General features: G+C 69.0%; 24 protein-coding genes. 11 read left to right on the top strand and 13 right to left on the bottom strand.

Going from position 1 to position 23,909, the window contains the following annotated elements; genetic code table 11:
• Positions 1-30 precede the first annotated feature (30 nt).
• Positions 31-1,287 carry a serine hydrolase domain-containing protein gene (locus tag AB0F43_RS18445; protein WP_360477624.1) on the top strand — a complete coding sequence of 419 codons (1,257 nt, stop codon included), beginning with the start codon at positions 31-33 and terminating at the stop codon, positions 1,285-1,287.
• A 202-nt stretch (positions 1,288-1,489) separates the two neighbouring features.
• Here AB0F43_RS18445 and larC read toward each other — a convergent pair whose 3' ends face one another.
• A complete protein-coding gene (gene larC, locus AB0F43_RS18440) occupies positions 1,490-2,815 on the bottom strand; it encodes a nickel pincer cofactor biosynthesis protein LarC (protein ID WP_360477621.1) in 1,326 nt (441 codons plus the stop codon).
• Positions 2,812-3,531: a nickel pincer cofactor biosynthesis protein LarB gene (larB, locus tag AB0F43_RS18435; protein WP_360477618.1), complete on the bottom strand. Its 720-nt coding sequence runs from the start codon at positions 3,529-3,531 to the stop codon at positions 2,812-2,814. Before larB ends, larC begins: the two co-directional genes overlap by 4 nt.
• A 124-nt stretch (positions 3,532-3,655) precedes the next feature.
• Here larB and AB0F43_RS18430 point away from each other — a divergent pair, with 124 nt between their 5' ends.
• Entirely contained in the window at positions 3,656-4,153 is a 498-nt protein-coding gene (locus AB0F43_RS18430) for a DUF4446 family protein (RefSeq protein ID WP_360477616.1), read from the top strand.
• Here the strand turns inward: AB0F43_RS18430 and AB0F43_RS18425 are convergent.
• Positions 4,150-5,742: a diacylglycerol kinase family protein gene (locus tag AB0F43_RS18425; protein WP_360477613.1), complete on the bottom strand. Its 1,593-nt coding sequence runs from the start codon at positions 5,740-5,742 to the stop codon at positions 4,150-4,152. The genes AB0F43_RS18430 and AB0F43_RS18425 overlap by 4 nt on opposite strands.
• 257 nt (positions 5,743-5,999) lie before the next feature.
• On the opposite strand from AB0F43_RS18425, the gene serS reads away from it, so the two are divergent.
• A complete protein-coding gene (serS, locus tag AB0F43_RS18420) occupies positions 6,000-7,274 on the top strand; it encodes a serine--tRNA ligase (RefSeq protein WP_360477610.1) in 1,275 nt (424 codons plus the stop codon).
• The gene (locus AB0F43_RS18415) at positions 7,271-8,065 is read left to right on the top strand and encodes an HAD family hydrolase (protein WP_360477607.1); all 795 of its coding nucleotides are present in this window, start codon (positions 7,271-7,273) and stop codon (positions 8,063-8,065) included. Before serS ends, AB0F43_RS18415 begins: the two co-directional genes overlap by 4 nt.
• Before the next feature lie 200 nt (positions 8,066-8,265).
• On the opposite strand, the gene AB0F43_RS18410 is transcribed toward AB0F43_RS18415, so the two are convergent.
• Positions 8,266-8,811, bottom strand: a complete 546-nt coding sequence (locus AB0F43_RS18410; protein WP_360477604.1) for a WhiB family transcriptional regulator — start codon at positions 8,809-8,811, stop codon at positions 8,266-8,268.
• Between the two features lie 573 nt (positions 8,812-9,384).
• On the opposite strand from AB0F43_RS18410, the gene AB0F43_RS18405 reads away from it, so the two are divergent.
• Positions 9,385-10,203, top strand: a complete 819-nt coding sequence (locus AB0F43_RS18405) for an HAD hydrolase family protein (RefSeq protein WP_360477602.1) — start codon at positions 9,385-9,387, stop codon at positions 10,201-10,203.
• 13 nt (positions 10,204-10,216) lie between these two features.
• On the opposite strand, the gene AB0F43_RS18400 is transcribed toward AB0F43_RS18405, so the two are convergent.
• The 6 genes from AB0F43_RS18400 to AB0F43_RS18375 form a co-directional block, all read right to left on the bottom strand.
• Positions 10,217-10,828, bottom strand: coding sequence for a bacterial proteasome activator family protein (locus AB0F43_RS18400; protein WP_360477599.1), 612 nt, complete (start codon positions 10,826-10,828; stop codon positions 10,217-10,219).
• Positions 10,829-10,880: 52 nt separating this feature from the next.
• Positions 10,881-11,411 (bottom strand): CGNR zinc finger domain-containing protein, encoded by a 531-nt coding sequence (locus AB0F43_RS18395; protein ID WP_360477596.1) that lies wholly within the window; start codon positions 11,409-11,411, stop codon positions 10,881-10,883.
• 182 nt (positions 11,412-11,593) lie between these two features.
• Positions 11,594-14,230, bottom strand: a complete 2,637-nt coding sequence (locus AB0F43_RS18390) for an FtsX-like permease family protein (RefSeq protein WP_360477594.1) — start codon at positions 14,228-14,230, stop codon at positions 11,594-11,596.
• On the bottom strand, positions 14,230-14,946 hold the full coding sequence (locus AB0F43_RS18385) for an ABC transporter ATP-binding protein (RefSeq protein ID WP_360477591.1): 717 nt from the start codon (positions 14,944-14,946) through the stop codon (positions 14,230-14,232). Before AB0F43_RS18385 ends, AB0F43_RS18390 begins: the two co-directional genes overlap by 1 nt.
• Positions 14,943-15,530 (bottom strand): PadR family transcriptional regulator, encoded by a 588-nt coding sequence (locus tag AB0F43_RS18380; RefSeq protein WP_360477588.1) that lies wholly within the window; start codon positions 15,528-15,530, stop codon positions 14,943-14,945. The genes AB0F43_RS18385 and AB0F43_RS18380 overlap by 4 nt, the downstream gene beginning before the upstream one ends.
• Positions 15,531-15,637: 107 nt before the next feature.
• The gene (locus AB0F43_RS18375; protein WP_360477585.1) at positions 15,638-16,207 is read right to left on the bottom strand and encodes a TetR/AcrR family transcriptional regulator; all 570 of its coding nucleotides are present in this window, start codon (positions 16,205-16,207) and stop codon (positions 15,638-15,640) included.
• A gap of 73 nt (positions 16,208-16,280) precedes the next feature.
• Between AB0F43_RS18375 and AB0F43_RS18370 the strand changes: the two genes are divergently transcribed.
• Positions 16,281-16,703 carry a VOC family protein gene (locus AB0F43_RS18370; protein WP_360477582.1) on the top strand — a complete coding sequence of 141 codons (423 nt, stop codon included), beginning with the start codon at positions 16,281-16,283 and terminating at the stop codon, positions 16,701-16,703.
• On the opposite strand, the gene AB0F43_RS18365 is transcribed toward AB0F43_RS18370, so the two are convergent.
• From AB0F43_RS18365 to AB0F43_RS18355, 3 genes are read right to left on the bottom strand one after another with little or no spacing between them, the layout of a single operon-like run.
• Positions 16,692-17,669: an NAD(P)H-quinone oxidoreductase gene (locus AB0F43_RS18365; RefSeq protein WP_360477579.1), complete on the bottom strand. Its 978-nt coding sequence runs from the start codon at positions 17,667-17,669 to the stop codon at positions 16,692-16,694. The genes AB0F43_RS18370 and AB0F43_RS18365 overlap by 12 nt on opposite strands.
• Positions 17,670-17,686: 17 nt before the next feature.
• Positions 17,687-18,547 (bottom strand): aminoglycoside phosphotransferase family protein, encoded by an 861-nt coding sequence (locus tag AB0F43_RS18360; protein ID WP_360477577.1) that lies wholly within the window; start codon positions 18,545-18,547, stop codon positions 17,687-17,689.
• Positions 18,540-19,079, bottom strand: a complete 540-nt coding sequence (locus AB0F43_RS18355) for a molybdenum cofactor guanylyltransferase (RefSeq protein WP_360477574.1) — start codon at positions 19,077-19,079, stop codon at positions 18,540-18,542. Before AB0F43_RS18355 ends, AB0F43_RS18360 begins: the two co-directional genes overlap by 8 nt.
• Before the next feature lie 14 nt (positions 19,080-19,093).
• On the opposite strand from AB0F43_RS18355, the gene AB0F43_RS18350 reads away from it, so the two are divergent.
• The 5 genes from AB0F43_RS18350 to AB0F43_RS18330 all read left to right on the top strand — a co-directional run bounded on the left by AB0F43_RS18350 (position 19,094) and on the right by AB0F43_RS18330 (position 23,900).
• Positions 19,094-19,933, top strand: coding sequence for a carbon-nitrogen hydrolase family protein (locus AB0F43_RS18350; protein WP_360477571.1), 840 nt, complete (start codon positions 19,094-19,096; stop codon positions 19,931-19,933).
• Positions 19,934-19,983: 50 nt separating this feature from the next.
• On the top strand, positions 19,984-21,018 hold the full coding sequence (cobC, locus tag AB0F43_RS18345) for an Rv2231c family pyridoxal phosphate-dependent protein CobC (protein ID WP_360477568.1): 1,035 nt from the start codon (positions 19,984-19,986) through the stop codon (positions 21,016-21,018).
• Between the two features lie 121 nt (positions 21,019-21,139).
• Positions 21,140-21,703 (top strand): BatC protein, encoded by a 564-nt coding sequence (locus tag AB0F43_RS18340; protein ID WP_360477565.1) that lies wholly within the window; start codon positions 21,140-21,142, stop codon positions 21,701-21,703.
• A complete protein-coding gene (locus tag AB0F43_RS18335) occupies positions 21,700-22,947 on the top strand; it encodes a cupin domain-containing protein (protein WP_360477562.1) in 1,248 nt (415 codons plus the stop codon). Before AB0F43_RS18340 ends, AB0F43_RS18335 begins: the two co-directional genes overlap by 4 nt.
• Complete coding sequence (locus AB0F43_RS18330; RefSeq protein ID WP_360477559.1) at positions 22,833-23,900, top strand: sucrase ferredoxin; 1,068 nt, start codon at positions 22,833-22,835, stop codon at positions 23,898-23,900. The genes AB0F43_RS18335 and AB0F43_RS18330 overlap by 115 nt, the downstream gene beginning before the upstream one ends.
• Positions 23,901-23,909: the final 9 nt, after the last annotated feature.

Here is a 23,909-nt window from a genome sequence, read left to right as displayed (position 1 = left end):
GGATCACACACTGCGGCCTCAGAGCCGCGAATGGCATATGACAAGTTCAAGGGCATCAGCCGCACCCACCGGCGGGTCATCCGGCGAGTGGGGCTCACGGCGCTCGCGGCCACGCTGGTGGCCGGTGCCGCGACACCAGGGATCGCCGCCGCGGACGCCCCAGTGGGCGGGGCGACGGTTGTTGCTGGGCAGGATCGGCCGGAGTTGGGGCAGGCCGCGCAGGAGTTTGTCGATGCTGGTTTCGCCGGTCTGCAACTGCGGGTGCGTGATGAGAGAGGTGAGTGGGTTGGCAGCGCGGGGGTGCGGAAGCTGGGGCAGAGCGCGAAGCCTCCGACGAACGGGCGGTTCTGGATCGCGAGCACCACGAAGACCTTCACCGCGACTCTGGTGCTGCAGCTCGTCGCCGAGGGAAAGATCGGGCTGGACGCCCCCGTAGCCGGCTACCTGCCCGACCTCGGGCTGGACAAGCGGATCACCGTGCGGATGCTGCTGCAGCACACCAGCGGGTTGTTCAACTACACCGGCGACGTCGACGCCGATGGGAAGTGGGAGTCGGGGATCGACGCTGGGGGCAAGGAGTGGGTGGGCAACCGGTTCCGCTCCTACCAGCCGGAGGAACTGGTCCGGCTGGCGTTGTCGAGGGCGCCGCGGTTCGAGCCGGGGACGAGCCAGCGGTACGCCAACACCAACTACACGCTGGCGTTGCTGCTGATCGGGAAAGTCACCGGGCATTCGTACGCCGACGAGATGCAGCGGCGGATCCTGCGGCCGCTCGGGCTGCGGGGCACTTCGGTGCCGGGAAACCGGTCGCAGCTTCCGGGGCCGTACGCCCACGGCTATTACCGGTACCAGGACGCGGACGAGTGGAAGGTGGCCGATGTCAGCCGCCAGAACCTGTCTCTTCTGGCCGGCGCCGGTGACATGATCTCGACCACCAAGGATCTCCAGACGTTTGTCTCCGCGCTGATGGGCGGGAAGCTCCTGCCGGCCTCGCTGCTGGCCGAGATGCGGAAGCCGGCCGGGCCGTACAACCTCGGCCTCGGACTGTGGGTGCAGGACCTGGGACCGGACTGCGGCGGCATCGTCTACCAGCACAACGGTGGTGCGCCCGGGGGCTACGGGTCGCTGATGTACAGCTCGGCCGACGGCAGCAGGACCTTGACCGCCGGGGTGACCACCGGCGACGCGCCGATTGATCCGGCGAACGCCTTCCCGACGGCGGTCGACAAGCTCGTCAAGCAGGTGTTCTGCAACAAGCAGCCCAACCAGGCCAAGCCCGCGCAGTAGACAGGTCCGAACCGCACCGGGCGAACCCGGCCACGCCGACCCACCGGGCGTGGCCGGGCGGTTGCTCATGGGGTGGGGTGAGTGATGCTCAGTGGTGGCCGTACGACTGGCCGCGCCGCCGGCTTTCCCCAGGTTTGGGGAGGGTTTGCTCCCGATTCGGGCTGAAACCCTCCCCGAACCGGCGGCGCGGAAGCGCCGACGGTCAGTGCCAGAGGGGTTCGGCGGCGGCTACCGCTCGGGCGAGGACGGTCTTGATGGGTTGTTTGAGTTCGGCCGCGGCCGCGGCGACGTCGTCGTACTCGGGTTGGACGTTGACGACCTGTCCGTCGTAGCGGGCGATCTTGATGCTGATGGGCTGGCCGTCGACCTCGACGGTGGTGAACTCGCGGTCGGCGGCGTGCTTGCTGATCGGGAACTCGCGCAGGCCGATCGCGGTGGACTCGGTGAGGATGACGCGACGGACGGCGTCGGCGTTCGTGCTGCTGACCAGGACCGACAGGGTGTGGGCGGGACGGCCCTTCTTCATCAGGATCGGGGTCAGCCAGGCGTCGGCCGCGCCGGCTTCGAGCAGGCGGGCGAGGATCTGCGGCCACAGGCGCGGATCGAGGTCGTCGACGTTGGTCTCGTAGACGAGCTCGGTTGTCGGCCGGTCGGTGGTCTCGCCGACGACCACGCGGACGACGTTCGGCACCTCGATCGGATCGCGGCCGCCGGCGCCGACGCCGGTCCGGGTGATCCGCATCGGCGGGATCATGCCGAACTCGTCGGCCAGCGTGGCGAGCAAGGCAGCGCCGGTCGGCGTGGTCATCTCGTACGGCGCGGTGCCGCCGACGACCGGTGCGCCGGCCTCGGCGAGCAGATGGAGTACGGCGGGACCGGGCACGGGGATGCCGCCGTGCTGTCCGCGGACCTGCCGACCGCCGCCGAGCGCGATCGTCGACACCACGATCCGGTCCAGGCCGAGCGACACCGACGCCGCCGCGACGCCGACGATGTCCGCGATCGCATCCAGCGCCCCGACCTCGTGAAAGTGCACCGCATCCGGCTCGACCCCATGCGCCGAAGCCTCCGCCCGAGCCAGCCGCGCGAAGGTGTCCAGAGCCCGGCTCCGCACTGCCTCCGGTAGCTCGGCCCCCTCGAGAAGCTCCCGCACATCAGCCCAGGCACGGGTAGGCCCGTGCCCAGCAGCCTGCTCACCGTGCCCATGCCCGTGCCCATGTCCGTGCCCGTGCCCGTTCCCATGTCCGTGGCCGGAGTCGGCCGGGCTTGTGCCCGGGACGTCGGAGGGCGCGGAGCCGTCGTCGCCGTCCGGAGTGTTTTCCGGGTGGGGTGTGCCTTCGACCCGGACGGTGGCTTTGGTGGCGGCTATTTGGTGGCGGTGGGTGCGGTCGACGGTGACCGACAGCGAGGGGTCTACGGCGGCTACTGCGGTGTTCACCGAGGTCAGGTCGGCGCCGGCGTCCAGGAAGGCGCCTAGGAGCATGTCGCCGGAGGCGCCAGCGGAGCAGTCGATCCAGGCGATCCTCACGGGTTCTCCTTGGTTACGCGGGGCGCCGAGCGCCGCGCCACCCGGGCCGCGAACACCCCGGCCCCGAATCCGTTGTCGATGTTCACCACGGTCACACCGGGCGCGCACGAGTTGAGCATCCCGAGCAATGCCGCGACACCACCGAACGAAGCGCCGTACCCGACAGACGTCGGTACGGCGACCAGCGGTACGCCGACCAGTCCGCCGATGACACTCGGGAGTGCGCCCTCCATTCCCGCGACGACGATCAGGCAGTCCGCGGCATCCAGGCGCTCGCGGACACCCATCACCCGGTGCAGCCCCGCGACACCCACGTCGTTGATCACATCCACCTCGGCGCCGAAGACGCGGGCGGTGGTCGCCGCCTCGGCCGCGACCGGGGCGTCCGACGTACCGGCGGCCACGACGCCGACAGTGCCACGCAGTACGGGCGGCTCACCGAGGACCGCCGTACGCCCGACTGGATCGACCACTGCGGTCGGCAGAGCGGCGGCAACGGCCTCCTGCGCCTCCACCGACAGGCGCGTGGCCAGGACGGCGTGGGACGGGTGGGTGGCGTGCAGAGTGCGCAGCAGCTCGACCACCTGGGCGGGTGTCTTGCCGGCGCCGTAGACCACCTCGGCATCGCCGGTACGCTCCAGCCGGTCGGTGTCGAGCCGGGCGTATCCGAGGTTGTGTACGCCCGGCTGGGGACCTGGGTCAGGCAAATGTGTCACGTCGTGAATCTACGTGGCGCCGGCCACCACCCGTGCTGCTGGGCCACCCAAACGCACGATGCGAATACTCTCTGCAATCATCTGAATACTCAAGTATGCCGAGAGATGCTTTAGGCTTCCGTGCGTGTCTTCGACATTAGCCGGTGCTTTCGGAATCGCCGCTCTGTTCGTGGCGGTTCTCGCCCTGGTGTTCGCCATCCAGGCGCTGCGCGGCCAGGCCGCCGCCGCCAAGACGGCCAAGCTGTCCGCGACGCGGTCACCCGAACCCGAGCCGCAGCAGCAGCAGCAACCAGAGGCCAAGCCGGGCACGGTCCGGTCCGAACTGCGGAAGCTCGGCAAGGAGATCGAGGTGACCCGCGGGGAGCTGCGCGAGACGCTGCAGCACCTGGCGGTGGTCCGGTACGACGCCTTCGGCGACACCGGCGGGAAGCTGTCCTGGTCGATGGCCCTGCTGGACGACAACGGCGACGGGGTCGTGCTGACGTCGATCAACAGCCGGACGGACGCCCGTACGTACGCCAAGGAGATCCGGGCGTTCGCGAGCGAGGCGAAGCTGTCACCGGAAGAGGACGAGGCGATCGAGACCCTCCGCAAAGAGGCCGGCCCGATCGTCGAGAGCTAACGGCGCTTCGGCACCCGCGCCACCAGCGCTCCGGCCTCGATCTCGGCGGTCAGCGAGCGCCCCGGCCCGATCGGGTCCCCGTCGAGTTGCCGCTGTACGTCGACTGCCGCGGTGATCTCCACCTTCCGCCCGGTGAACCGCTCGAGGTACATGTCCGTGCGGTTCGTCCGGGTGAGCAGCCGCCAGACGACGATCGGCCACTGGGTCACCCGCCGCGGCGCGATCACGACCACGTCGAGCAGGCCGTCGTCCGGCCGGGCGTTCGGGAGCAGCGGGATGTTCGCCTGCAGCATGCCCACGTTGCCGACCACGACGGTCCGCACCCGGCGTTCCATCACCAGGTCCTGGTCGAGCGTGATCCGGACCCGCACCGACGGGTGGTTGATGTTCTTCGCCGCCGACACCAGGTACGCCGTCCAGCCGATCTGCCGCTTCAGGTGCGGCGGCGCGTCCGAGATGATCGCCGCGTCCAGCCCGAGCCCGGCCATCACCGCGAACCGGTCGGTGTCCAGCTCGTCACCGTGCACCTTGACCAGGTCGATCCGCCGGTCCCGGCCCTCCAGCACCCGCTCCAGCGCGTCGTCCAGGTCGAGCGGGATGTGCAGATTCCGGGCCAGCAGGTTGCCGGTGCCGGCCGGGATGACCCCGACCGGGATGCCGGTGTACGCCAGCGCGGCGCAGACCACCCGGACGGTACCGTCGCCGCCCGCCACCAGTACCAGGTCCGACTCGTTCTCGATCGCCCGCTTGGCCATCGCGTTCCCGGCGTCGTCCTCGCGCGTCTCCAGCCACAGCGGTTCGTCGAACCCACGAACCGCCAGCGCCCGGGTCACCTTCCGCCGGAACGCCACCCCGTCGCCGACCTTGATCGGGTTCACGATCACGGCGGCCTTGGGCGGGATCGTCGTACCGTCGTCATCCGATGGGGTACGGCGACGCCGCCGACGCAGCCCGGGTCGTAGGCCGAACCCGATCGAGGTGGCGGTGAGGATGCACAGGCCGAGCGCCCAGCCGCCCAGTACGTCGGAGACGTAGTGCACGTTCAACGCGACCCGGTCGGCCGACGCGATCCACACCACCGCGATCGTCGGCAGCATCACCAGCAGGCGAAACCGGCGCCGCCACCCGCGCACCGACGGCAGCACGACGCCCAGCGCGCCGGCCATCACGAACGCGGCGGTCGCGTGGCCGGAGACGTAGGACCAGCCGTCGTTCTCCACCAGCATCTCGGCCGGCCGGGGCCGGTCGAAGATGTGCTTGACCGCGTGGACGAGACCGAGCTCCGCCCCGGCCGAGACCACCAGCCAGACCGTCAGCAGCCGGGCGCGCCGGTGCCAGAGGTAGACGGCGACGACCACGATGACCCCACGCATGGCCCAGGGCAGGAACACGTCGCCGATCACGTGCCAGAAGTCCACCGCGTTCGGGCGGGTGGCGCCGTACGACGCGGCCCGGGCGGCGACGGACTGGTCCCAGCGCTCCAGCGGCGCCCAGCCGGTGGCGACGAGCAGGGTGATCACGGTGAACGGCAGCGCACCCAGCACGACCGTGAGCCCACGGCCGAAATGACTGGGTGGATGGTGGTTCATGTCCCGCTCGGTGCCCCCTCGAGTGACCAGTGCGTCAACCACATCATCCCGAATACACTTCGCCCCTCCTGACACGCCCCGTTTAATGCCCCTCGACGAACCTTGGGCACCCATCTCCGGCGCCCAGCCAGGCACCTCGCTGCGTTGTCGTCGGGTCACGGTGCTCCGCACCGCTCCCCTCCTCCGCCTTGCGATGCACCTACCTGGACACCGGAGCTGGGCACCCACGATTCGACGAGGGGCATTACCCTCATCGTGTGATCGACGCGAAACTGCTCCGTGAGAACCCCGATGTCGTGCGTGCGGCCCTGACCAAGCGCGGCGAGAGTACGGACCTGGTCGACCAGATCCTGGTGGCCGACAGTGAGCGTCGATCGTCCATCTCCGCCTTCGAGGCGCTGCGGGCCGAGCAGAAGGGTCTCGGCAAGCAGGTGGCCCAGGCCAAGGGTGACGAGCGGGCCGCGCTGCTGGAGCGGACCAAGGCGCTCGCCGCCGAGGTGAAGGCCAACGAGGCCGCCGCGAACGAGGCCGAGCGCCGCTTCGACGAGCTGGCCCGCGCGCTGCCGAACCTGGTGTCCGACGAGGCCCCGGTCGGCGGCGAGGACGACTTCGTCGTGATCGAGGAGGTCGGCAAGCCCCGCGACTTCGCCGCCGAGGGCTTCGAGCCGCGCGACCACCTCGAGCTGGGCGAGTTGCTCGGCGCGATCGACATGGAACGCGGCGCGAAGATCTCCGGCTCCCGGTTCTACTTCCTCAAGGGCGTCGGCATGCTGCTGCAGCTCGGCATGCTCCAGCTGGCCGTCCAGCAGGCGGTCGAGGCCGGTTTCACCCCGATGATCACGCCGACGCTGGTCAAGCCCGAGGTGATGGGCGGCACCGGATACCTGTCCGCGCACGACGACGTCTACCGGCTGGCCGACCCGGACCTCTACCTGGTCGGTACGTCGGAGGTGTCGCTGGCCGGCTACCACATGGACGAGATCCTCGACCTGTCCGGCGGCCCGATCCGCTACGCCGGCTGGTCGTCGTGCTACCGCAAGGAAGCCGGCTCACACGGGAAGGACACCCGCGGGATCATCCGCGTCCACCAGTTCGACAAGGTCGAGATGTTCTCCTACTGCACCCTCGAGGACGCGGCCGCGGAGCATCTGCGGCTGCTCAACTGGGAGAAGGAGATGCTCGACAAGATGGAGTTGAGCTACCGGGTGATCGACACCGCGACCGGTGACCTCGGCATCTCGGCGTACCGGAAGTTCGACTGTGAGGCGTGGGTGCCGACGCAGGGCCGGTACCGCGAGCTGACCTCGACGTCGAACTGCACCGACTTCCAGGCCCGCCGGCTGAACATCCGGTACCGCGACGCCGACGGCAAGACGCAGCCGGTCGCGACGCTGAACGGGACGCTGGCCACCACCCGCTGGATCGTCGCCATCCTGGAGACGCACCAGCTGGCCGACGGTTCGGTCCGGGTCCCGACCGCGCTCCGCCCGTACGTCGGCGGTCGTGAGGTCCTCGAACCGGTTGGCAAATGACGGACGCCGCGCGGCCGACGGCCGTTGCCCTGGACATCGATGGCACGCTGCTCGACCATGACGAGCAGCTGTCGCCTGCGGTGGTCGACGCGGTACGCCGTGCCGCGACCGAGGTACCGGTGATTCTGGCCACCGGCCGGGGCTGGCAGACCACGCGACCGGTGGTGGAGCTGCTCGGATTGCCCGCCGGCGCCTTGGTTGTCTGTAGCAACGGTGCGCGGACGATGCGGTTCCCGTCCGGTGACGTGGTCGACGAGCGGACCTTCGACCCGACGACGGTGATCGCCTCGGTGCGCGAGCACGCGCCGAACGCCCGGATGGCGGTCGAGGAGTACGACGGCAGCTACCTGGTCACCGCGCCGTTCCCGGACGGCGACCTCGGGTACGACGCACGGATCAGGGTGGTCAGTGCCGAGGAACTGGCGCCGGAACCCGTGACCCGGTTGATCATCCGGGACCCGGAGCAGTCGGAGGCGGACTTCGTCCAGCTGGCGGAACGCCTTGGCCTGCACGGGGTCAGCTACTTCGTCGGCTGGACCGCCTGGCTCGACATCGCGCCGGAGGGTGTGGACAAGTCGACCGGGCTGAAGGTCGCGCTCGCGCAGTACGGGCTGGACCCGTCCGGCCTGCTCGCGATCGGTGACGGACGCAACGACATCGAGATGCTGACGTACGCCGGTCTCGGGATCGCGATGGAGTCCGCGCCGGACGAGGTGAAGGTGGCCGCCGACGAGGTGACCAAGTCGGTCCAGGACGACGGTGTCGCCGCCGTCCTCAACCGCTGGTTCTGATCCATCCCGCCCCATTTCGCTGGTGGACCCACCAATGTGTGGGTTCGCCACCCGTGTTCCGAGTGCAGAACCCACAAGCTGGTGGGTCAACCAGGCAGATCTCGCCGAGGTTGCTGCAGGCAAGCGGAAGCCCGGAAACCCTGTCTTTCCAGGGTTTCCGGGCTTCGGTGACGTAGTCCGCTGGCGGGCCGAGTATGGAATCAGGCGACCCGGCTGCTGCCGGTCCGGCGCTGCTGCTCGACGACCGTGTCGAAGGCGTCCAGGACGGCGCTGACCTCGGGCCGCGGCCGCGGGGTCTTGGCCGCTGGGCTCTGACCGCGGCGTGCACGGCGCAGGTGGCGCTTCACCGTCGACAGCGAGCAGCCGAGCCGCATGGCCAGCGACTCCAGGCTGTCGTTGGGGTACTGCGTCCGCAGCCGCAGCACCTCTTCGTGGCTGACCGGCCGGCGGGTCCCCCGGGCTCCGGCGAGCTGGTCGAAGTCGTCGGCCTGCACCTCGACGTCGAGCAGGTTACGCATCGAACGCCGTTGTGCCGCAGTGGTCCCGGCGACGAAACCGCTGACGTCGTGCTCGGCGACCGCGCTGTAGAGGCAGTCGGTGAACAGCGGACACGAAGCACACAAGGCCTTCGCCTCCCGCACGAGCTGTTCGTACCGCTCACGGGTCCGCCGGGTGGCGGACGCGGGCGGCGGTTCCTCCATCAGGCGGTGCTGGAAAATGTCCGACCGGGCGATGCAGCCGGTCATTGCCCCCTCCGTGATGGAAGATGTGTCGACAGCGGCTCGGGAACTGCTGCCCCCTGATCCCGCTAGATTGGCGCTGTTGACGGTCATGTGGCTCCCCAAGTAATAGGACCCGAGTGAACGAACGGTGAACGACGTTCGACCACACGGATCCACTAGCTGATGGACCGACGAACTGTTGCCGACCCACCGTGTCGTCCCGCACGGGACACACCGATCCATAACTGTTGACGCCGTTGCTGTGGTTTTGGTTGCAGCCAGCTCCACAACAGTTCTTCGACGTTTTGTATGTGCTTCCAGGGTGGGGCTGCATCAGTCGCGCTGATCCAGAACAGGCTTACGACGCGGCCGAATCGCCCCCGGTTCCCCGCCAGACCACCGCATGAAATCATGCGTAAACCCTGCTGCGCAGGGGAACTTGTTGCCTTTGCAGCATCCTGCCGTAACGGTCTGGTGACGTTGTTGCAGACTCAACCAGATAGGTCAGAATCGTCTGAAACCGGTGTCCGATCGCTTGCGCCGGACGTGGTGAGAAGGGTAATGAACAATCCTCAGCAGGCCGGATACGGTGGTCGGGTGACGGCCTCTGACGAACCCCGCCCACCCCGTCTGATCGCCACCGATCTTGACGGAACCTTAGTGCGCGGCGACGGAACCATTTCGGACCGCACCCGATCCGCGGTGCTCGCGGCGCAGCAGGCCGGAAGTGTTTTCGTGATGGTCACCGCCCGGCCACCTCGCTGGCTGCACGACCTGGCCGACCTGGTCGGCGAGCACGGTGTCGCGATTGTTGCCAACGGCGCCATTCTGTACGACGTCGTACGGCGCCGCCCGATCCGGACCCGGATGATCGACCCGGCGGTCGCGCTGGAGGTGGCGCAGGCGATCCGGGCCGAGATTCCCGAAGTGGAGTTCGCGATCGAGCGATCCGATCGCTACGGGCAGGAACCGACCTACCGCAACTACTGGCCGACACCGGAGAACACCCTGGTCGCGGCGGTCGAGGAGCTGCTGTCCGAGCCCGCCGCGAAGCTGCTGGTCCGGCATCCGAGCTGGCATCCCGACGACCTGCTGGCCCGGATCGCGCCCGTCGTCGGCGAGCGGGTGACCGCGAGCCACAGTGGCGGTCACAGCCTGGTGGAGATCTCCGCGAGCGGTGTGTCGAAGGCCGCGATGCTGGCCGATTTCGCTGCTACCCAAGGGATTTCGGCCGCGGAGTCGATCGCCTTCGGTGACTCGATCAACGATCTGCCGATGCTCGCCTGGGCCGGTACGTCGTACGGCGTCGCGAACGCGCATGCCGAGGTCCTGGCCATCGTCGACGAGGTGTGCGCGTCAAACGACGAGGACGGCGTCGCCGCCGTCCTCGAAGAGTTGTTTCAGCCTTTGAATTAAGGGGTGACGCGAACTACAGGTACATCCCGCCGCTGCCGGGCCCGTCGGTGTTGCGCGCCTGCGGCCCGCCCGGGAAGGCGGCGCCGTCCTCGCCATGGAGCTGCTGGCCGCCGGGCAGCGCGCGGCGCATCTGCTCCAGCTGCTGGCGAGCCGCCATCTGCTGGGCGAACAACGCCGTCTGGATGCCATGGAACAAGCCTTCCAGCCAGCCCACCAGCTGCGCCTGCGCGATCCGCAGCTCGGCCTCGGTCGGCAAACTGTCGTCGGTGAAGTCGAGGCTGAGCCGCTCCAGCTCCTCGACGAGCTCCGGCGCGAGGCCGCTCTCGAGCTCCTTGATGGAGACCTCGTGGATCGACTTCAGTCGCTGCCGGGAGGCTTCGTCGAGCGGTGCCGACTTCACCTCCTCGAGGAGCTGCCGGATCATGTTCGCGACCCGCATCACCTTGGCCGGCTGCTCGACGAGCTCGGTCACCGACCGCGGCTCGTCCTGCCCGTCGTCGTCGCTGTCGGAGCGCGGCGGCCCCTCGACGGCCATGCCGTCCGGCCCGACGATCAGCACTTTGCCGTCCTCGGTCCGCGCCCCGGCCATCGGAACTTCCTGGCCCTCGCTGCTGCTCTCGGTCATCTGCCCATCCTAGGCGGCGTTCAAGGTCCGACGGCTCGCGGGCTGTGGACGACTACGAGGAGCGAGCACGATGACGCCGTACGGCGTCCCGGTTGGCGCAGGCGGGACTGCAGTAGCGCTGCCGGCCGGTCCGGGACAGGTCGGCGTACACGTTGTCGCAGCCGTCCGCCGCGCAGCGGCCGAGCCGGGTGATACCACGGCCCGCCAGGTGCAGCGCCGTACCCGTGCTGATCAGGGTCGCGACGAGTCGTCCGACCGGGACCTTGTCCGGCCGGTAGTGCACGTGCCAGCCGTCGCCTGCGTGGTTCGTCAGCCGGGGATGCTCGGTGTACTTGGCCAGCATCGCGTTGATCAGGTCGACGCGGGTCTGCTCGTCCTTCGCGTCGACCACTTCGAGCCACTCGTCCAGCGCGACCCGGACGGCGGCCAGATCCGCGGCGGTGACCCGCCGCTCGCGCACCAACCGGCTTTCGACACCGCTCTCCTCACACCGCACGGCCAGCTCCTCCGGGGTGTTGGCAGGCCGCGTGACCAGGTTGACGGCCAGCAGGACCGCATCGGCGCCGTAAGGGTTGAGATGCATAATGGCATTACATCACGATGGACCCATGACAGCCAGAGTCGAAGCCCATCGCCACCGTTGGAGCGTGGCGTCCTCCCATCAGGTCAGCGAAGGCCTGGTCGTCTACCAGCGGTGTGCCTGCGGCCAATGGAGAGTCACAAGCACACCGCCGTACCCGGTCGCCTATCCCGAGGTCGCCCGCGCTAGTCGATGCGACTGACCATCGGCAGCCGCGACCGCGTCATCAGCCAGGCAAGCAGCCCGGCGAAGAGCGGTACGACGATCACGATGCCGCCGATCTCCGCCCACGGCACGACGAAATGCGGTGATCCGAACGCCGCGTGCGCGGTATAGCCGTAGAGCGCACCGACACCCACGCCCAGCACACAGCCGAGTTGTCCCAGCACCCACGCCTGCGCCGCCGCCAAGCTCCGCCTCCGACGTGGTTGCGCACCGATCGCCGCGAGCGTCGCCAAGTCGGCGCGGCCTTCCGCCGCGGACAACGACACCGAGATCGCCACGCCCAGGAGCGTGACCACGGTCGCTGCTGTGAGGATCCCGATCAGGAAAAGGCGGGCCGGACTCCGGTACCCCTGCTCGATGGTCAGCAGGTCATCGCGTCCGAGCAGCCGATGTGCGGCGGCCAGCGCGTCCTTGGTCGGCGTACCGCTCAACTCGTACTCGACCTGAATGGTGTTCACGGTGCCGAGCTTGGCCGCAGCTGCCGGACTGATGAGTGCGTTGTCGCCCAGCATCCGGATCGCGGGTACGCCGCCCGCGTAGACCGCCGGGTGCCGGTCAATCCGCCTGCTGCTGGTCGGGGTTTCACTGATCAGCTCGACGGTGTCCTTGGTGGTCAGGTCCGCCTTGGGCAGCAGGATCCGGCCGGCCCGGAGCTCCGCGGCCGCGCGCTCGAGGCCGGCGAACTTCCCGACGTACGCCGGATCGACCACGATCAGGCTGAATCCGCTTTCGCCGATGGTCGTTTCGGGTGCGCGAGCGAAGATCGTCGGCAGGTAGTCGCCGATCGGCTTGACTCCCGGCGCCGTGACGGTGCCGAAGCGGAAGGTGTCCCGGGCCGGCAGCTGGGACGCGACCCGCTGCTCGGTGGCGGCCGAGTACGGCACCGAGCCGGATCCGCCGGTGTCGAACTGGACGGTCGCATTCCCCGACCGTCCGACCGGGACGTACTCCTTCGCGTCCGCGGCGATCGCGTTCGACGCGGCGAAGGCGACAGCGGCCGTACTGGCGACGGCCATCATGATCGCCGCCGCGGCCGGACCAGTGCGGTGCCGGTGCCGAGCAGCGTCGCGCAACGCCAGCCGGCCGCTCAGCGGCAGACGCCCGGCAAGGCCGGAGAGCTTGCCGACCAGGCTCGGCAGCAACCAGACGAGCCCGGCGATCACCGCCGTAATGCCCAGCAAAACAAGGGCAATCGGACCGGTCGGTGTCACCGTCGCCTGATAGCCGACGTCCTCCGGCACTGTCCGCTTGGCTTCGGCGAGGGCGGACGCAAGCATCGTGCTGCCGGCCAGCACCAGGGCGACGCCAGCGATCACGAGCACGACAGCGGGTTTCCGCACCTTCGCCTTGCCGGTGGTCGCCGCGAAGCGTCCGGCCAAGGCGGCCAGCGGAGCTTGCCGGCTGGCGCTCACGGCGGGAACGACCGCTGCCGCCAGGCCGGCGAGCACACCGAGCAGCGCGATGACAACGACGCTGACCCAGGGGATCTGCCAGGACAGGAACAACATCGAATTCATCCGCTCCCACCAGGGCTTTCCGCCGATCAGTACGACGGCCGCCAGCAGCAGGCCCGCGGTCACCCCGACGGCACCCGCAAACAGCCCTTGCAGCAGGACGATCCGACGTACGTCGCGCGCCGTACCGCCGGTCGCCATCACCAGTCCGAGCTCACGCGTCTGCCGCCGCGCGCCGACGGCGAACGCCGTACCGGCGAGCAGCACGATCTCCAGCACGCCGAAGCCGATCGCCAGGGCCATCGCGGCGTACGGGCCGATGTCGCCCGAACCCATCCCGTACATCTCCGGCGGCGGATTGACGATGTTTGCCCGCGGCAATAAGAACAGGCCGTGGTTGCGCAGCGGCGCGGCCAGGCTGGTCGCGTCCACCGAGTCGGGCAGGTCGACCAGGTACTGGACCGATGCGGTCGGGTCGGCGGTGACCAGCGCCGTACCGGGCTTCGCGAGGACGGTTCGCGCCTGCGGCTGGTTCGCCGCACGGACGAGACCGACGACCGGGTACGACGTTCCGTCCGCACTACGCACTGTCGCGCCGGCAAGGTCACGGATGCCGAGGTAGTTCGCCAGCGACGGCGAGATCGCCACCTCCGACGGAGACGTCGGGAAGCGCCCCTCGTCGAGCCGGATCGTGTCCTTGGCGAGCGGGCTGTCCGCATCACCCGTCAGCACGTTGACGGTGCTGGTGGTCGACGGCCCCTGAATGTCCGCGGTGCCGACCTCGACGACCGTCCTCGCCAGCACGCTGCCGACCGGCAGCAGCGGCCGCGGGTCGAACGTCGCCGGGACGCGGACCGGCTTCTCGGCACCCTGCGCGGGCGCCGGCACGGCCGATCCCAGCACGTGCGGCATGTCCATCGGTGCGAACCTGCCGTACGGGGAGACGTCTATCCGCGCGTCTGCCTGGCCGATATGCAACCTGGCCAAAGTCTCGCCGGTCGGATCGCTCGTCTTGAGCACCACACCCATCCACGTCGCCGCGAGGACCGGAAGACCGATCAGAGCGGCGACCAGGAACGTCCGGCCGAGTGACTTCCTCGTGGTACGGCGGGCGATCCGCAGTGGTGGCCCCCAGCCGCCCATCAGTGGCTCTCCTGCAGGAGCGCGTCGGCCTCGGGGAGTGGGCCGGACTGGCCTACCAGCACCCCATCGCGCAGGTAGACGACCCGATCGGCCCAGGCGGCGTGCCGCGCGTCGTGGGTGACGAGGACTCCGGCGATGCCGTGCTGGTCGCACCGGTCGCGGAGAAGTTGGAGGACCGCTTCGCCGGTATCGGAGTCGAGGGCACCGGTGGGCTCGTCGGCGAGGAGCAGACGGCGCTCGCCGACGATGGCGCGGGCGATCGCAACTCGTTGCCGCTGGCCACCAGACATGTCCTCGGGGAATCGGTCGGCGAGGTCATCGATGGCCACCTCCGTCAGAGCTGCTTCGGCGTACTTACGGGCGATGCGAGTCCGGGTGCCGTCGAGTTCGAGCGGCAGCGCGACGTTCTCGGCCGCGGTCAGGGCCGGAATCAGGTTGAAGTCCTGGAAGACGTAGCCGATCCGGCGCCGGCGCAGCGCGGCGACCGCGGAGCGGCTCAGCGTGGTGAGGTCGTTGCCGTCGACAAATACTTCGCCGGCGGTCGGCTGGTCGAGACCGCCGGCGCAGGTGAGCAAGGTGGACTTGCCGGAGCCGGACGGGCCCATCACGGCGACGAGCTCGCCCGCTTCGACGGACAGATCGACGCCGCGGAGGGCGTGAACCGCCTGCTCGCCGTGTCCGTGGGTCCTGGTCAGGTTGCGGATGTCGAGAATCATCGCTGGACCCCCTGGCGATCGTCGTGCTCCTCGGGCACGTCGGTCGTGCGGTCGGTGGCCGGAGCTGCCTTGCCGCGGTGCCGCACCAGCATGGCTTCGCAGTGGTCGAGCCAGCGGATCTCCGCCTCGGCGGCGAAGATCATCGACTCGAGGACGAGCTGCCAGGAGATGTCCCCGTCCCGGCTGCCGCGCTTGAGTCTGGTCAGCTCCTGCAGGGACCGCATGGTCGACATCCGCTGCCGCTGGACGACCGCCCGCACGTCCACCCCCGGTACGGCGAGGGCCAGCGCGAGCTTGATCGCCAGCTCGTCGCGTGGCCGGGACTCACGGGTGACCGGGGTGTCGAACCAGTTGGCCAGCTCGGCCCGCCCGCCGTCGGTGATCTCGTACATCGACCGGCCGTCGCCCTCCCCGGACGCGGCCCGGACGAGCCCGTCCCGCTCGAGCCGGGTGAGCGTCGTGTAGACCTGCCCGATGTTCAGCGGCCAGGTCGCACCGGTCGCCGCTTCGAACTCACCCCGCAACTGGTAGCCGTACTTCGGGTCCTCGCGGAGCAGCGCCAGCAATCCGTGCTTGATCGACATGGATACTGAGTATGCATACCGAGTATGTCCCGGTCAACGTTGACCCCTGAGCTGGGAGGTTGCCCCCTCGGATTCTCAATGGGCAACCCCCGAGTTGAGTTGGCAAGCTAGTCGCGGACGAGGCGGCGGACCAGGCGAGTGGTGGCGTCGTCGACGTCGTACGGGCGGCCGGTGCCGGGGGTGAGCTGGTCGAGGACGAGGCCGTCGATGGCGAAGTGGAGAAGGCGGATCTCCTCGGCCCCGCCAGGCAGGCCGGCGTTGGAGTTGAAGGCGACGTCCGCGTCGAAGCCCTGCCTGAGGGTGCGGGACAGGATCTCGTGCAGGCCGGGTCGACGGGCGGCTTCCAGGCGGAGCTCCAGCAGGGCGAGGGAGAGCTCGGGGCGGCCGAGGAGGCGCTCGACGATGTAGCGGACGTAGTCGACCATCAGGTCGATCCCCGGCTCGCGCTTGGACAGCGGTTCGAGGACCGCTTCATCAGGGGCGAGCCGCTCGAAGATCCGCTCGCCGAGCGCGCCCAGCAGGGCGTCGCGGGTGCGGAAGTAGTTGGACGCCGTACCGGCCGGGAGTCCCGCAGCGGCGTCGACGGCTCGGTGGGTCAGGCCGCGGGCGCCGGCCTCCGCGAGGACGGTGAGACCGGCGTCGGCGAGTTGGGTACGGCGTTCTGGGTTCCTCGGCATGTTGACAATGCTAGCAGGCATCCACTACAACTGTCGTTGTCAACAACAACAGATGTAGTAGTCAGGAGCATGTATGCAACCCGCAGCCTTCGGCGCCACCGTGGTCACCGACCGCCCGGCGGAGGTCGCCGCCTTTTATCAACAACACCTCGATCTGCAGCTCACGCTCGACCTCGGCTGGTTCATGACGTTGCGTCGCGGCGAGGCGGACTGGGAGATCGCGATCTGTCAGCGCGGGCACGAGACGGTCCCGGCCGCGGTGAATCAGCTGACCGAGAGCACGAACTTGTTCGGCTTCATCGTCGAGGACGCGGACAAGGTCGCGCGGTCCCTGACCGACGCGGGTGTGAAGCTCGAAACCGAGGTGGTGACCGAGGTCTTCGGCCAGCGGCACTTCTTCGTCCGCGACCCCGAGGGCACCTGGCTGGATGTCATTCAGCTGGTGGCGCCTGACCCGGAGTGGCTGGCAGCCAACATGCCGGCGTCAGACAGTTAGCAGGACCTTGCCGATCTGGGCGGACTGCTCGAGAGTCTCGTGGGCGCGGGCGACCTGGTCGAGGGGGAAGGTGGTGTGCACGATCGGGCGCACCTTCTTCTCCGCGACCAGCGGCCAGACATGGCCGACGACCTCGGTCAGGATGCGGCCCTTGTCCTGGACCGAGCGGTAACGCAGGCCGGTGCCGGTGATCGAGCCGCGCCGGCTCATCAGCCGGCCGAGGTCCAGCTCCCCCTTGGTCCCGCCCTGCAGCCCGATGACCACGAGGCGGCCGTCGTACGCGAGCGACTTCACGTTGTCGGCCAGGTACTTCGCGCCGATGATGTCGAGGACGACGTCCGCACCCGCCTGGCCGGTGGCCTCCTTCACCACCGAGGCCCACTCTGCTTCCTTGTAGTTGATCGCCACATCCGCGCCGAGCCGGGTGCAGAACTCCATCTTGTCGGTGTTGCCGACCGTGCACAGCACCCGCGCGCCGTGCGCGACGCCGAGCTGGATCGCCATCGTCCCGATCCCCGACGCGCCGCCGTGGACGAGCAGCGTCTCGCCTTCCTTGAGGTGCGCGGTCATGAACACGTTCGACCACACCGTCGCGACCACCTCGGGCAGCGCGGCCGCGCTGACCAGGTCGAGCCCATCCGGCACCGGCATCACCTGCGGCGCGGGTACGACGACCTTCTCGGCGTACCCGCCACCCGCGAGCAGGGCGCAGCACTCGTCGCCGACGGACCAGCCCTCGACGCCCTCGCCGACCGCGGAGATGGTGCCGGACACCTCGAGGCCGATGGTCCCGGGCGCACCGGGTGGCGGTGGGTAGTGGCCCTGCCGTTGCAGCAGGTCGGCGCGGTTCACCCCCGCGGCGACCACGTCGATGACGACCTCGTCGACGGCCGGCTTCGGATCCTCGATCTCGCCGATCGTCAGGACCTCGATACCACCGGCACCCTCACACACGACAGCACGCATGCTGCACACGGTACCGGCTAGCTGTTGACGATCCCGGCCATGTCCCGGGCGAGGCTGCCCAGGTGAACGGTGGTGCCTATCGAAGCGAACCAGTCCCAGAGTTCGAGCGCGTGGTAGAGCCGGTAGAGCGTGGTCCGTTCCCGCCAGTCCGGCGGCAACTCGCCGTACCCGTCGTGCAGTCCGGCGAGCTTTTCGGCGTTCCCGCGGATGGAGTAGGACTCGGTCTTGGCGAGGTCCATCAACGGGTCGGCGGCGATCGCGTTCTCGACATCGATGAGCCCGGTGACCCGCCAGGTCGCCGGATCGACCAGCACGTTGCCCTCGTGGAAGTCGTTGTGACACAGGGTGGGTGTCGTGCTCGACATCAGCAGCGCGGCGTTGGCCTCGACGTACTGCTCCATCTGGTCGTGCAGCGCCGGGTCGCCGTCCAGGTCGGCGAATTCGCTGAGTTTGCTTGCGAACTGGCGACGCATGTACTGCGTGTTGTCCGGCAGCGGGTCGAGGATCTGGTCGGTGAGATAGCCGTACGCCGGTTGCTCGATGCGGTGGATCGCGGCGAGGAGTCGTCCGAGTTGCTCGTACGTCGCTCGCCAGTCGGGCGGATCGGTCTCGGACAGTGGTACGCCGTCGAGCTTCGTCAGCACGGTGAAGGTGTCGCCGACCTCGACGACCTGCGGGACCGCATCGGCCAGTTGGGCGCTGAGGAGGTTGTAGACGTGGACTTCCTTGGCCTGTTTCCAGGCTGCCTCGGGTGTGTAGACCTTGACGATCACGGGGGCGGCGGCGGGTCGGCGTACCTCGAAGACAGCGTTCAGCTGGCCGCCGCTGCGCGGGACGATCTCGCTGTCCGGAAACGCTCGCCTGATGGCATCAGTCATCGAGGTCCGACCAGGTGTCCACGTCACGGCCGGACCGGGTCGGTGCGGACCAGGTGAAGTCGAGGGCGGCGAGCGTACGTCGTACCGACTTGTCCCTTGGGTCGCCGACTCGCGTGATCGCTTCGGCGAGCGCCGTACGGCGGTAGGCCGTGGCGAGGTGTTGTTCGCGGCCGTCGGTGTCGCGCAGGCCGTGGCCGTCGTGGTCGCCGAGGCCGGTGACCAGGTTCGTGATGTCGTCCTTGGTCAGCCAGGGGAGGTCGCAGCTGAGCACCACGACCACGGGTGCGGTGCCGTGGGCCAGGCCGGCTGCGATACCTGCTACCGGGCCTCCGGACGGTGGATCTTCCACGGTCCACTCGACGGGGCGGCCGGTGCTGCGGACCGGGCCGACGACCACTGTCGACGTCGCGTCTTCCGTTGCGGTCAGCACTCGGTCGAGGAACGTGATGCCGTCGAGCACGAGCATCGCCTTGTCCACCCCGCCGAACCGGGTCGAACCACCCCCGGCCAGTACCAGCGCGTCGTACTCCACGACAGGCAGTCTCCATGGCTGAGTCCTCCGGCATCAACTCCTTCGGGCACCATGGAGTGATGAAGATCGCCGTGGTGCAGGCCGCCAGCAGCTACGACAAGCCCGCCAACCGGGAACTCGTCGCGAAGCTCGTCGCCGACGCGGCGCGGCAGCGGCCGGACCTCGTCGTACTGCCGGAAGCGATCATGTTCGACTTCTCGACCGAGGCCGGGTTGGTGGCTGAGGCCGCTGAGGCGCTGGACGGGGAGTTCGTGGCCACGCTGCGCAAGAGCGCGGTGGAGCACGGGGTGGCGATCGTGGCGGGCATGTTCGAGCGCAGCCCCGACCAGCACCGGCCGTACAACACGTTGCTGGCCGTCGGCGCGGACGGCTCGCTGCTGGGTGCGTACCGGAAGATCCATCTGTACGACGCCTTCGGCTACAAGGAGTCCGATCAGCTGATGTCGGGTGACGTCGCCCCGGTCGTGGTACCCGTCGGTGGGCTGAAGTTCGGCTTGATGACCTGCTACGACCTGCGCTTCCCCGAGCTGTCCCGGGCGCTGGTGGACGCCGGCGCCGACGTCCTCGTCGTACCGGCCGCGTGGGTCCGGGGCCCGCTCAAAGAGCACCACTGGACGACGCTGCTGACCGCGCGGGCCGTGGAGAACACCTGCTACGTCGCAGCCGCGGCCCAGAACGGCAAGAAGTACTGCGGCCTCAGCCAGGTCATCGACCCCCAAGGCGTCACCGTCGCCTCGGCCGGCGAAGCAGATGGTCCCGCCTTCGCTGAGTTGTCCGCGGACCGCCTGGCCGACGTACGCCAGACGAACCCCTCGCTGAAGAACCGCCGCTACACCGTGTCCCCTCGCTCTTAGTGCGCGGACTCACAGCGCGTTCGCGGGCCGGAAGCGGTTAGCCTCCTGGGGTGGCCGATGGGTTTGATCTGGAGCATCACGGCGATCTCGAGGTCGGCGGTGGACTGGTTGACCTGGCGGTCAACGTTCGGGTCGGGACTCCGCCGGGGTGGTTGGTCGAGGCGATCACCGGCAGTCTGAGCGACCTGGCGGCGTACCCCCGGCAGGATCTTGCTTTGGCGGCGGTCGCCGCGCGGCATCGGGTGACGCCGGACCGCGTGCTTTTGACGGGTGGGGCGGCGGAGGCGTTCGTGCTGATCGCGCGTGCGTTCAGGCCGCGGCATGCGGTCGTGGTGCATCCGCAGTTCACTGAGCCCGAGGCGGCCCTCCGGTCGGCCGGGCACGTGGTTGACCGGGTGATCCTTCGGCCGGAGGACGGCTTCGTCCTCGACCCACGCGCTGTACCTGCCGACGCGGACCTGGTGGTGATCGGGAACCCGACCAACCCGACCTCCGTGCTTCACAGTGCCGACGACCTGCGTGAACTCGCTCGTCCCGACCGGGTCCTTGTCGTCGACGAGGCGTTCATGGACGCCGTACCGGGCGAACCGGAGTCTCTCGCCGGCGCCTCGATTCCGGGGCTGATCGTGATCCGCAGCCTGACCAAGACCTGGGGGCTGGCCGGGCTGCGGGTCGGCTATGTCCTCGCCGCGCCGGGCCTCATCGAGCAACTCGCGGCAGTCCAGCCGCACTGGCCGGTGTCCACTCCTGCGCTGGCGGCGGCAATTGCCTGCAGCAACGGGCACGCCGTCGCCGAGGCCGCCCAGGCCGCGCTCACCCTCGACCGTCAACGTGCCTATCTGCTTGACGCTCTGCTCGGGCCTGGCGACGCTGCGGTCACGACGTACGGCGTGCCGCGGGGACCGTTCGTTCTGGTGCACGTCGAGGGCGCCGCCGTACTGCGGAATGCCTTGCGGGACCGGGGATACGCGGTGCGTCGCGGCGACACGTTCCCAGGTCTCGGCCCGGACTGGTTGCGGATCGCCGTCCGGCCGGAAGACGTGACCGACGCCTTCGCGAAGGTCTGGCACGACCTTCGCGGTTGAACCGAGTCGTCGCTGTGACTCGGACGGTGTTTAGTCCGTCTTCCATTTGCGCACAGGGTGATCGCAGAGTGCCTGCTCCACGTTCCGGCACTCTCGCCTCCATTGCGAAGGGAGCAGCAGCATGAGTCTGAACAACGACGACATGAGCACCTCACCCGAAGGTGAAGAGGGTCTTGCGGACGGTGGCGCGACCGCGGGTGCGACCGATGGTGGAGCCGACGGCGGCGCCGGCGAGTACGCAGGCTCAGCTGGCGGCGGGTCGACCGAGGGCAATGACACGACGGCCGGTGGGTACGGCGAGGCCGAAACGACGGCCGGTGGGTACGGCACGGACACTGAAGGACCCGCGGACGGCGGTGCCAGCCAGGGTGCGACCGATGGTGGCGCGGACGGCGGGGCCGGTGGATACAGCTCGGGCGGCGCGGAGGGTGACTACGGCACCGGTGAGGGACCTGCGGACGGTGGTGCGACGCCGGGTGGCACGGACGGTGGTGCTGATGGTGGTGCGGGCGGTGGCGGTGAAGGTACCGCGGATGGTGGCGCTTCGCCTGGTGTGAGCGATGGTGGCGCCGATGGCGGTGCCGGCGAGGGACCTGCCGATGGCGGGGCCGACCCGAACGCGACCGACGGCGGTGCGGATGGTGGCGCCGACGGTGGGGCCAGCGGGAGCTCCGGAAGTTGGTGAGGACGGTGCCGGGAGCCGGGCAGCTGCCGGACGAGCGCCCGGCTCTCCGGCGCTGTGTAGCGGGTGATCTCGACGAGTTCGCGCGCTCCTACTGGGGTGCACGCGCTGTGTTGTCACACGGCCCGGACCTACCCGCGCCGTACGACGACCTGTTCAGCTTGAAGGCCGCGGACGAGTTGCTGTCCCGCCGCGGCCTCCGTACGCCGTTCTTGCGTATCGCGAAGAACGGAACGGTCGTCGGCGACGGGCAGTTCACCGGGTCAGGTGGGGTCGGTGCGGAGATCGCCGACCAGGTGCGCGACGACAAGGTGGCAGCGCTGTTCGCCAGCGGCCACACCGTCGTACTGCAGGCCCTGCATCGGACCTGGCCGGCGCTGGTCGATTTTGCGACGCAGTTGTCGGTGGACGCGGGACACCCGGTGCAGATCAACGCGTACATCACTCCGGCCGAGTCACAGGGGTTCTCGGCGCATTACGACGTACACGACGTCTTTGTACTGCAGGTAGCCGGCGAGAAGCACTGGACCGTACACGAGCCTGTGCACGTGGATCCGCTGCGCAACCAGCCGTGGACGGACCACTCGCAGGCGGTGGCGGCTGCTGCGCGTGACAAGACTCCGGTGATCGACGAGGTGCTGCGGCCGGGTGACGCGCTCTATGTGCCGCGGGGCTTCCTGCACTCGGCGAAGGCGCTGGGTGGGGTCAGTGCGCATCTGACTGTCGGACTGCACACCATGACGCGCTATCTGCTCGTGCAGGAGCTTGCCGCGCTTGCGGCGGATCAGGCCGCGTTGCGTGCCGCACTGCCGCTTGGTTTCGATGTCGGTGACCCAGCGCAGGTCGGTGAGGTGCTGCCGGAGGTGGTGGACCTCTTGGTCAAGGAGATCCAGTCCGCGACGCCCGACGAGTTGGCTGCCCGGCTGCGTCGTCGTACGTGGTCCAGCAACCGTCCCGCGCCGTTGGGGCCGTTGGCTCACGCCGCCTCGATCGCATCCTTGGCCGTTGGTATGACGGTTCGCCTCCGGGCCGGTCTTCGGTGTCGCGTCGTACCGGGGGATCCTGTGGTCCTTCAGCTTCCCGATCGGACGATCACGCTGCCCGCGGTCACGGGCGAGGCTGTCCAGGCAGTGTGCTCCGGTGCGGATCACAAGGTCGGCGACCTTCCCGGGCTCGACGACCAGGACCAACTGGTCCTGGTACGTCGTCTGCTCACCGAGGCAGTCCTCGTCACGACGAATTCGTAGGCCGCAGATTGGTTGCGGCGGGCAACGGTAGGTGGGCGGGCGTGCTAGTTGAGAGGTACCGAGCGGAGACGGGTTGTGCGGCCTCGGCCGACCGCCGCGGCGACTCCTTGGTCGCAACCGCGCCACCCGCCGAACGCTGGCTCCTGATCGAATCCCGCACCCCTTGGCCTCGCAATGCCCTGAGCAGCCTTCGCCGTACGGCTGGGGGTTCGGCTGACGAACTTGGCCCAGACGTGGCGCGGAGGTGCATGCAGCTTGGGTATCGGCCGGTGTTGATCCGGCGATTCGGGCGGATCGATCGGGCGGTGCCGCGGCGGTGGGCTCTGGTGGACAGCCGGCCGGGGCGGGAGTCGGTGCGGTGGGGTGAGTTGCCGTCGGACGAGCATCTGCTGGAGGTGCTCGGCGAGGCGGATCCGGGTGCGACCAGTCATGAGCCGATCTATTTGGTGTGCACGCACGGACGGCACGACGCGTGTTGCGCCGTGCGGGGGCGACCGGTGGCGGCCGCGTTGGCAGCTGCCTACCCCGAGCGGACGTGGGAGTGCAGTCACATCGGCGGAGACCGGTTCGCCGCGAATGTCGTCGTCCTGCCGCACAGCCTGTTCTACGGGCATGTCACAGCACCCCGCGCCGTCGAGCTCGCCAAGCACTACGACGAAGGACTTGTCGTGCCTGACCTCCTCCGCGGATCAGGCGCGTTCACTCCTCCGGTCCAAGCAGCCCAGCACTATGCCCGCGCCGCCGGTCATTCCCTCGCTCTCGACACCCTCCTCCCCACCGCCACTCGTCAACTCCCCAACAAGCACTGGCACATCGAGCTCGCCACGGAGACCGCCCGCGTGACTGTTGAGCTGTCGGTGCACCTCGACAGCATGGACGTGCGCTTGACCTGCGCGTCCACTCCGCCGGCCCAGGTCCGCCGCTTCCAACTCCGCAACCTGACGACCCATTGACGCGCGAGG

The organism is Kribbella sp. NPDC023972 (genome assembly GCF_040639075.1).
Lineage (GTDB): Bacteria > Actinomycetota > Actinomycetes > Propionibacteriales > Kribbellaceae > Kribbella.
The sequence above is the reverse complement of the archived record's forward strand: the minus strand, read 5'-3'. Positions and strand labels throughout refer to the sequence as shown.

Coding starts and splice junctions, on each gene's coding strand:
- AB0F43_RS18445 (WP_360477624.1), top strand. CDS start 31: ATGGCATATGACAAGTTCAAGGGCATCAGCCGCACCCACCGGCGGGTC.
- AB0F43_RS18425 (WP_360477613.1), bottom strand. CDS start 5,742: ATGAACCACCATCCACCCAGTCATTTCGGCCGTGGGCTCACGGTCGTG.
- AB0F43_RS18415 (WP_360477607.1), top strand. CDS start 7,271: ATGACGGACGCCGCGCGGCCGACGGCCGTTGCCCTGGACATCGATGGC.
- AB0F43_RS18410 (WP_360477604.1), bottom strand. CDS start 8,811: ATGACCGGCTGCATCGCCCGGTCGGACATTTTCCAGCACCGCCTGATG.
- AB0F43_RS18400 (WP_360477599.1), bottom strand. CDS start 10,828: ATGACCGAGAGCAGCAGCGAGGGCCAGGAAGTTCCGATGGCCGGGGCG.
- AB0F43_RS18395 (WP_360477596.1), bottom strand. CDS start 11,411: ATGCATCTCAACCCTTACGGCGCCGATGCGGTCCTGCTGGCCGTCAAC.
- AB0F43_RS18390 (WP_360477594.1), bottom strand. CDS start 14,230: ATGGGCGGCTGGGGGCCACCACTGCGGATCGCCCGCCGTACCACGAGG.
- AB0F43_RS18385 (WP_360477591.1), bottom strand. CDS start 14,946: ATGATTCTCGACATCCGCAACCTGACCAGGACCCACGGACACGGCGAG.
- AB0F43_RS18380 (WP_360477588.1), bottom strand. CDS start 15,530: ATGTCGATCAAGCACGGATTGCTGGCGCTGCTCCGCGAGGACCCGAAG.
- AB0F43_RS18375 (WP_360477585.1), bottom strand. CDS start 16,207: ATGCCGAGGAACCCAGAACGCCGTACCCAACTCGCCGACGCCGGTCTC.
- AB0F43_RS18370 (WP_360477582.1), top strand. CDS start 16,281: ATGCAACCCGCAGCCTTCGGCGCCACCGTGGTCACCGACCGCCCGGCG.
- AB0F43_RS18365 (WP_360477579.1), bottom strand. CDS start 17,669: ATGCGTGCTGTCGTGTGTGAGGGTGCCGGTGGTATCGAGGTCCTGACG.
- AB0F43_RS18360 (WP_360477577.1), bottom strand. CDS start 18,547: ATGACTGATGCCATCAGGCGAGCGTTTCCGGACAGCGAGATCGTCCCG.
- AB0F43_RS18350 (WP_360477571.1), top strand. CDS start 19,094: ATGGCTGAGTCCTCCGGCATCAACTCCTTCGGGCACCATGGAGTGATG.
- AB0F43_RS18340 (WP_360477565.1), top strand. CDS start 21,140: ATGAGTCTGAACAACGACGACATGAGCACCTCACCCGAAGGTGAAGAG.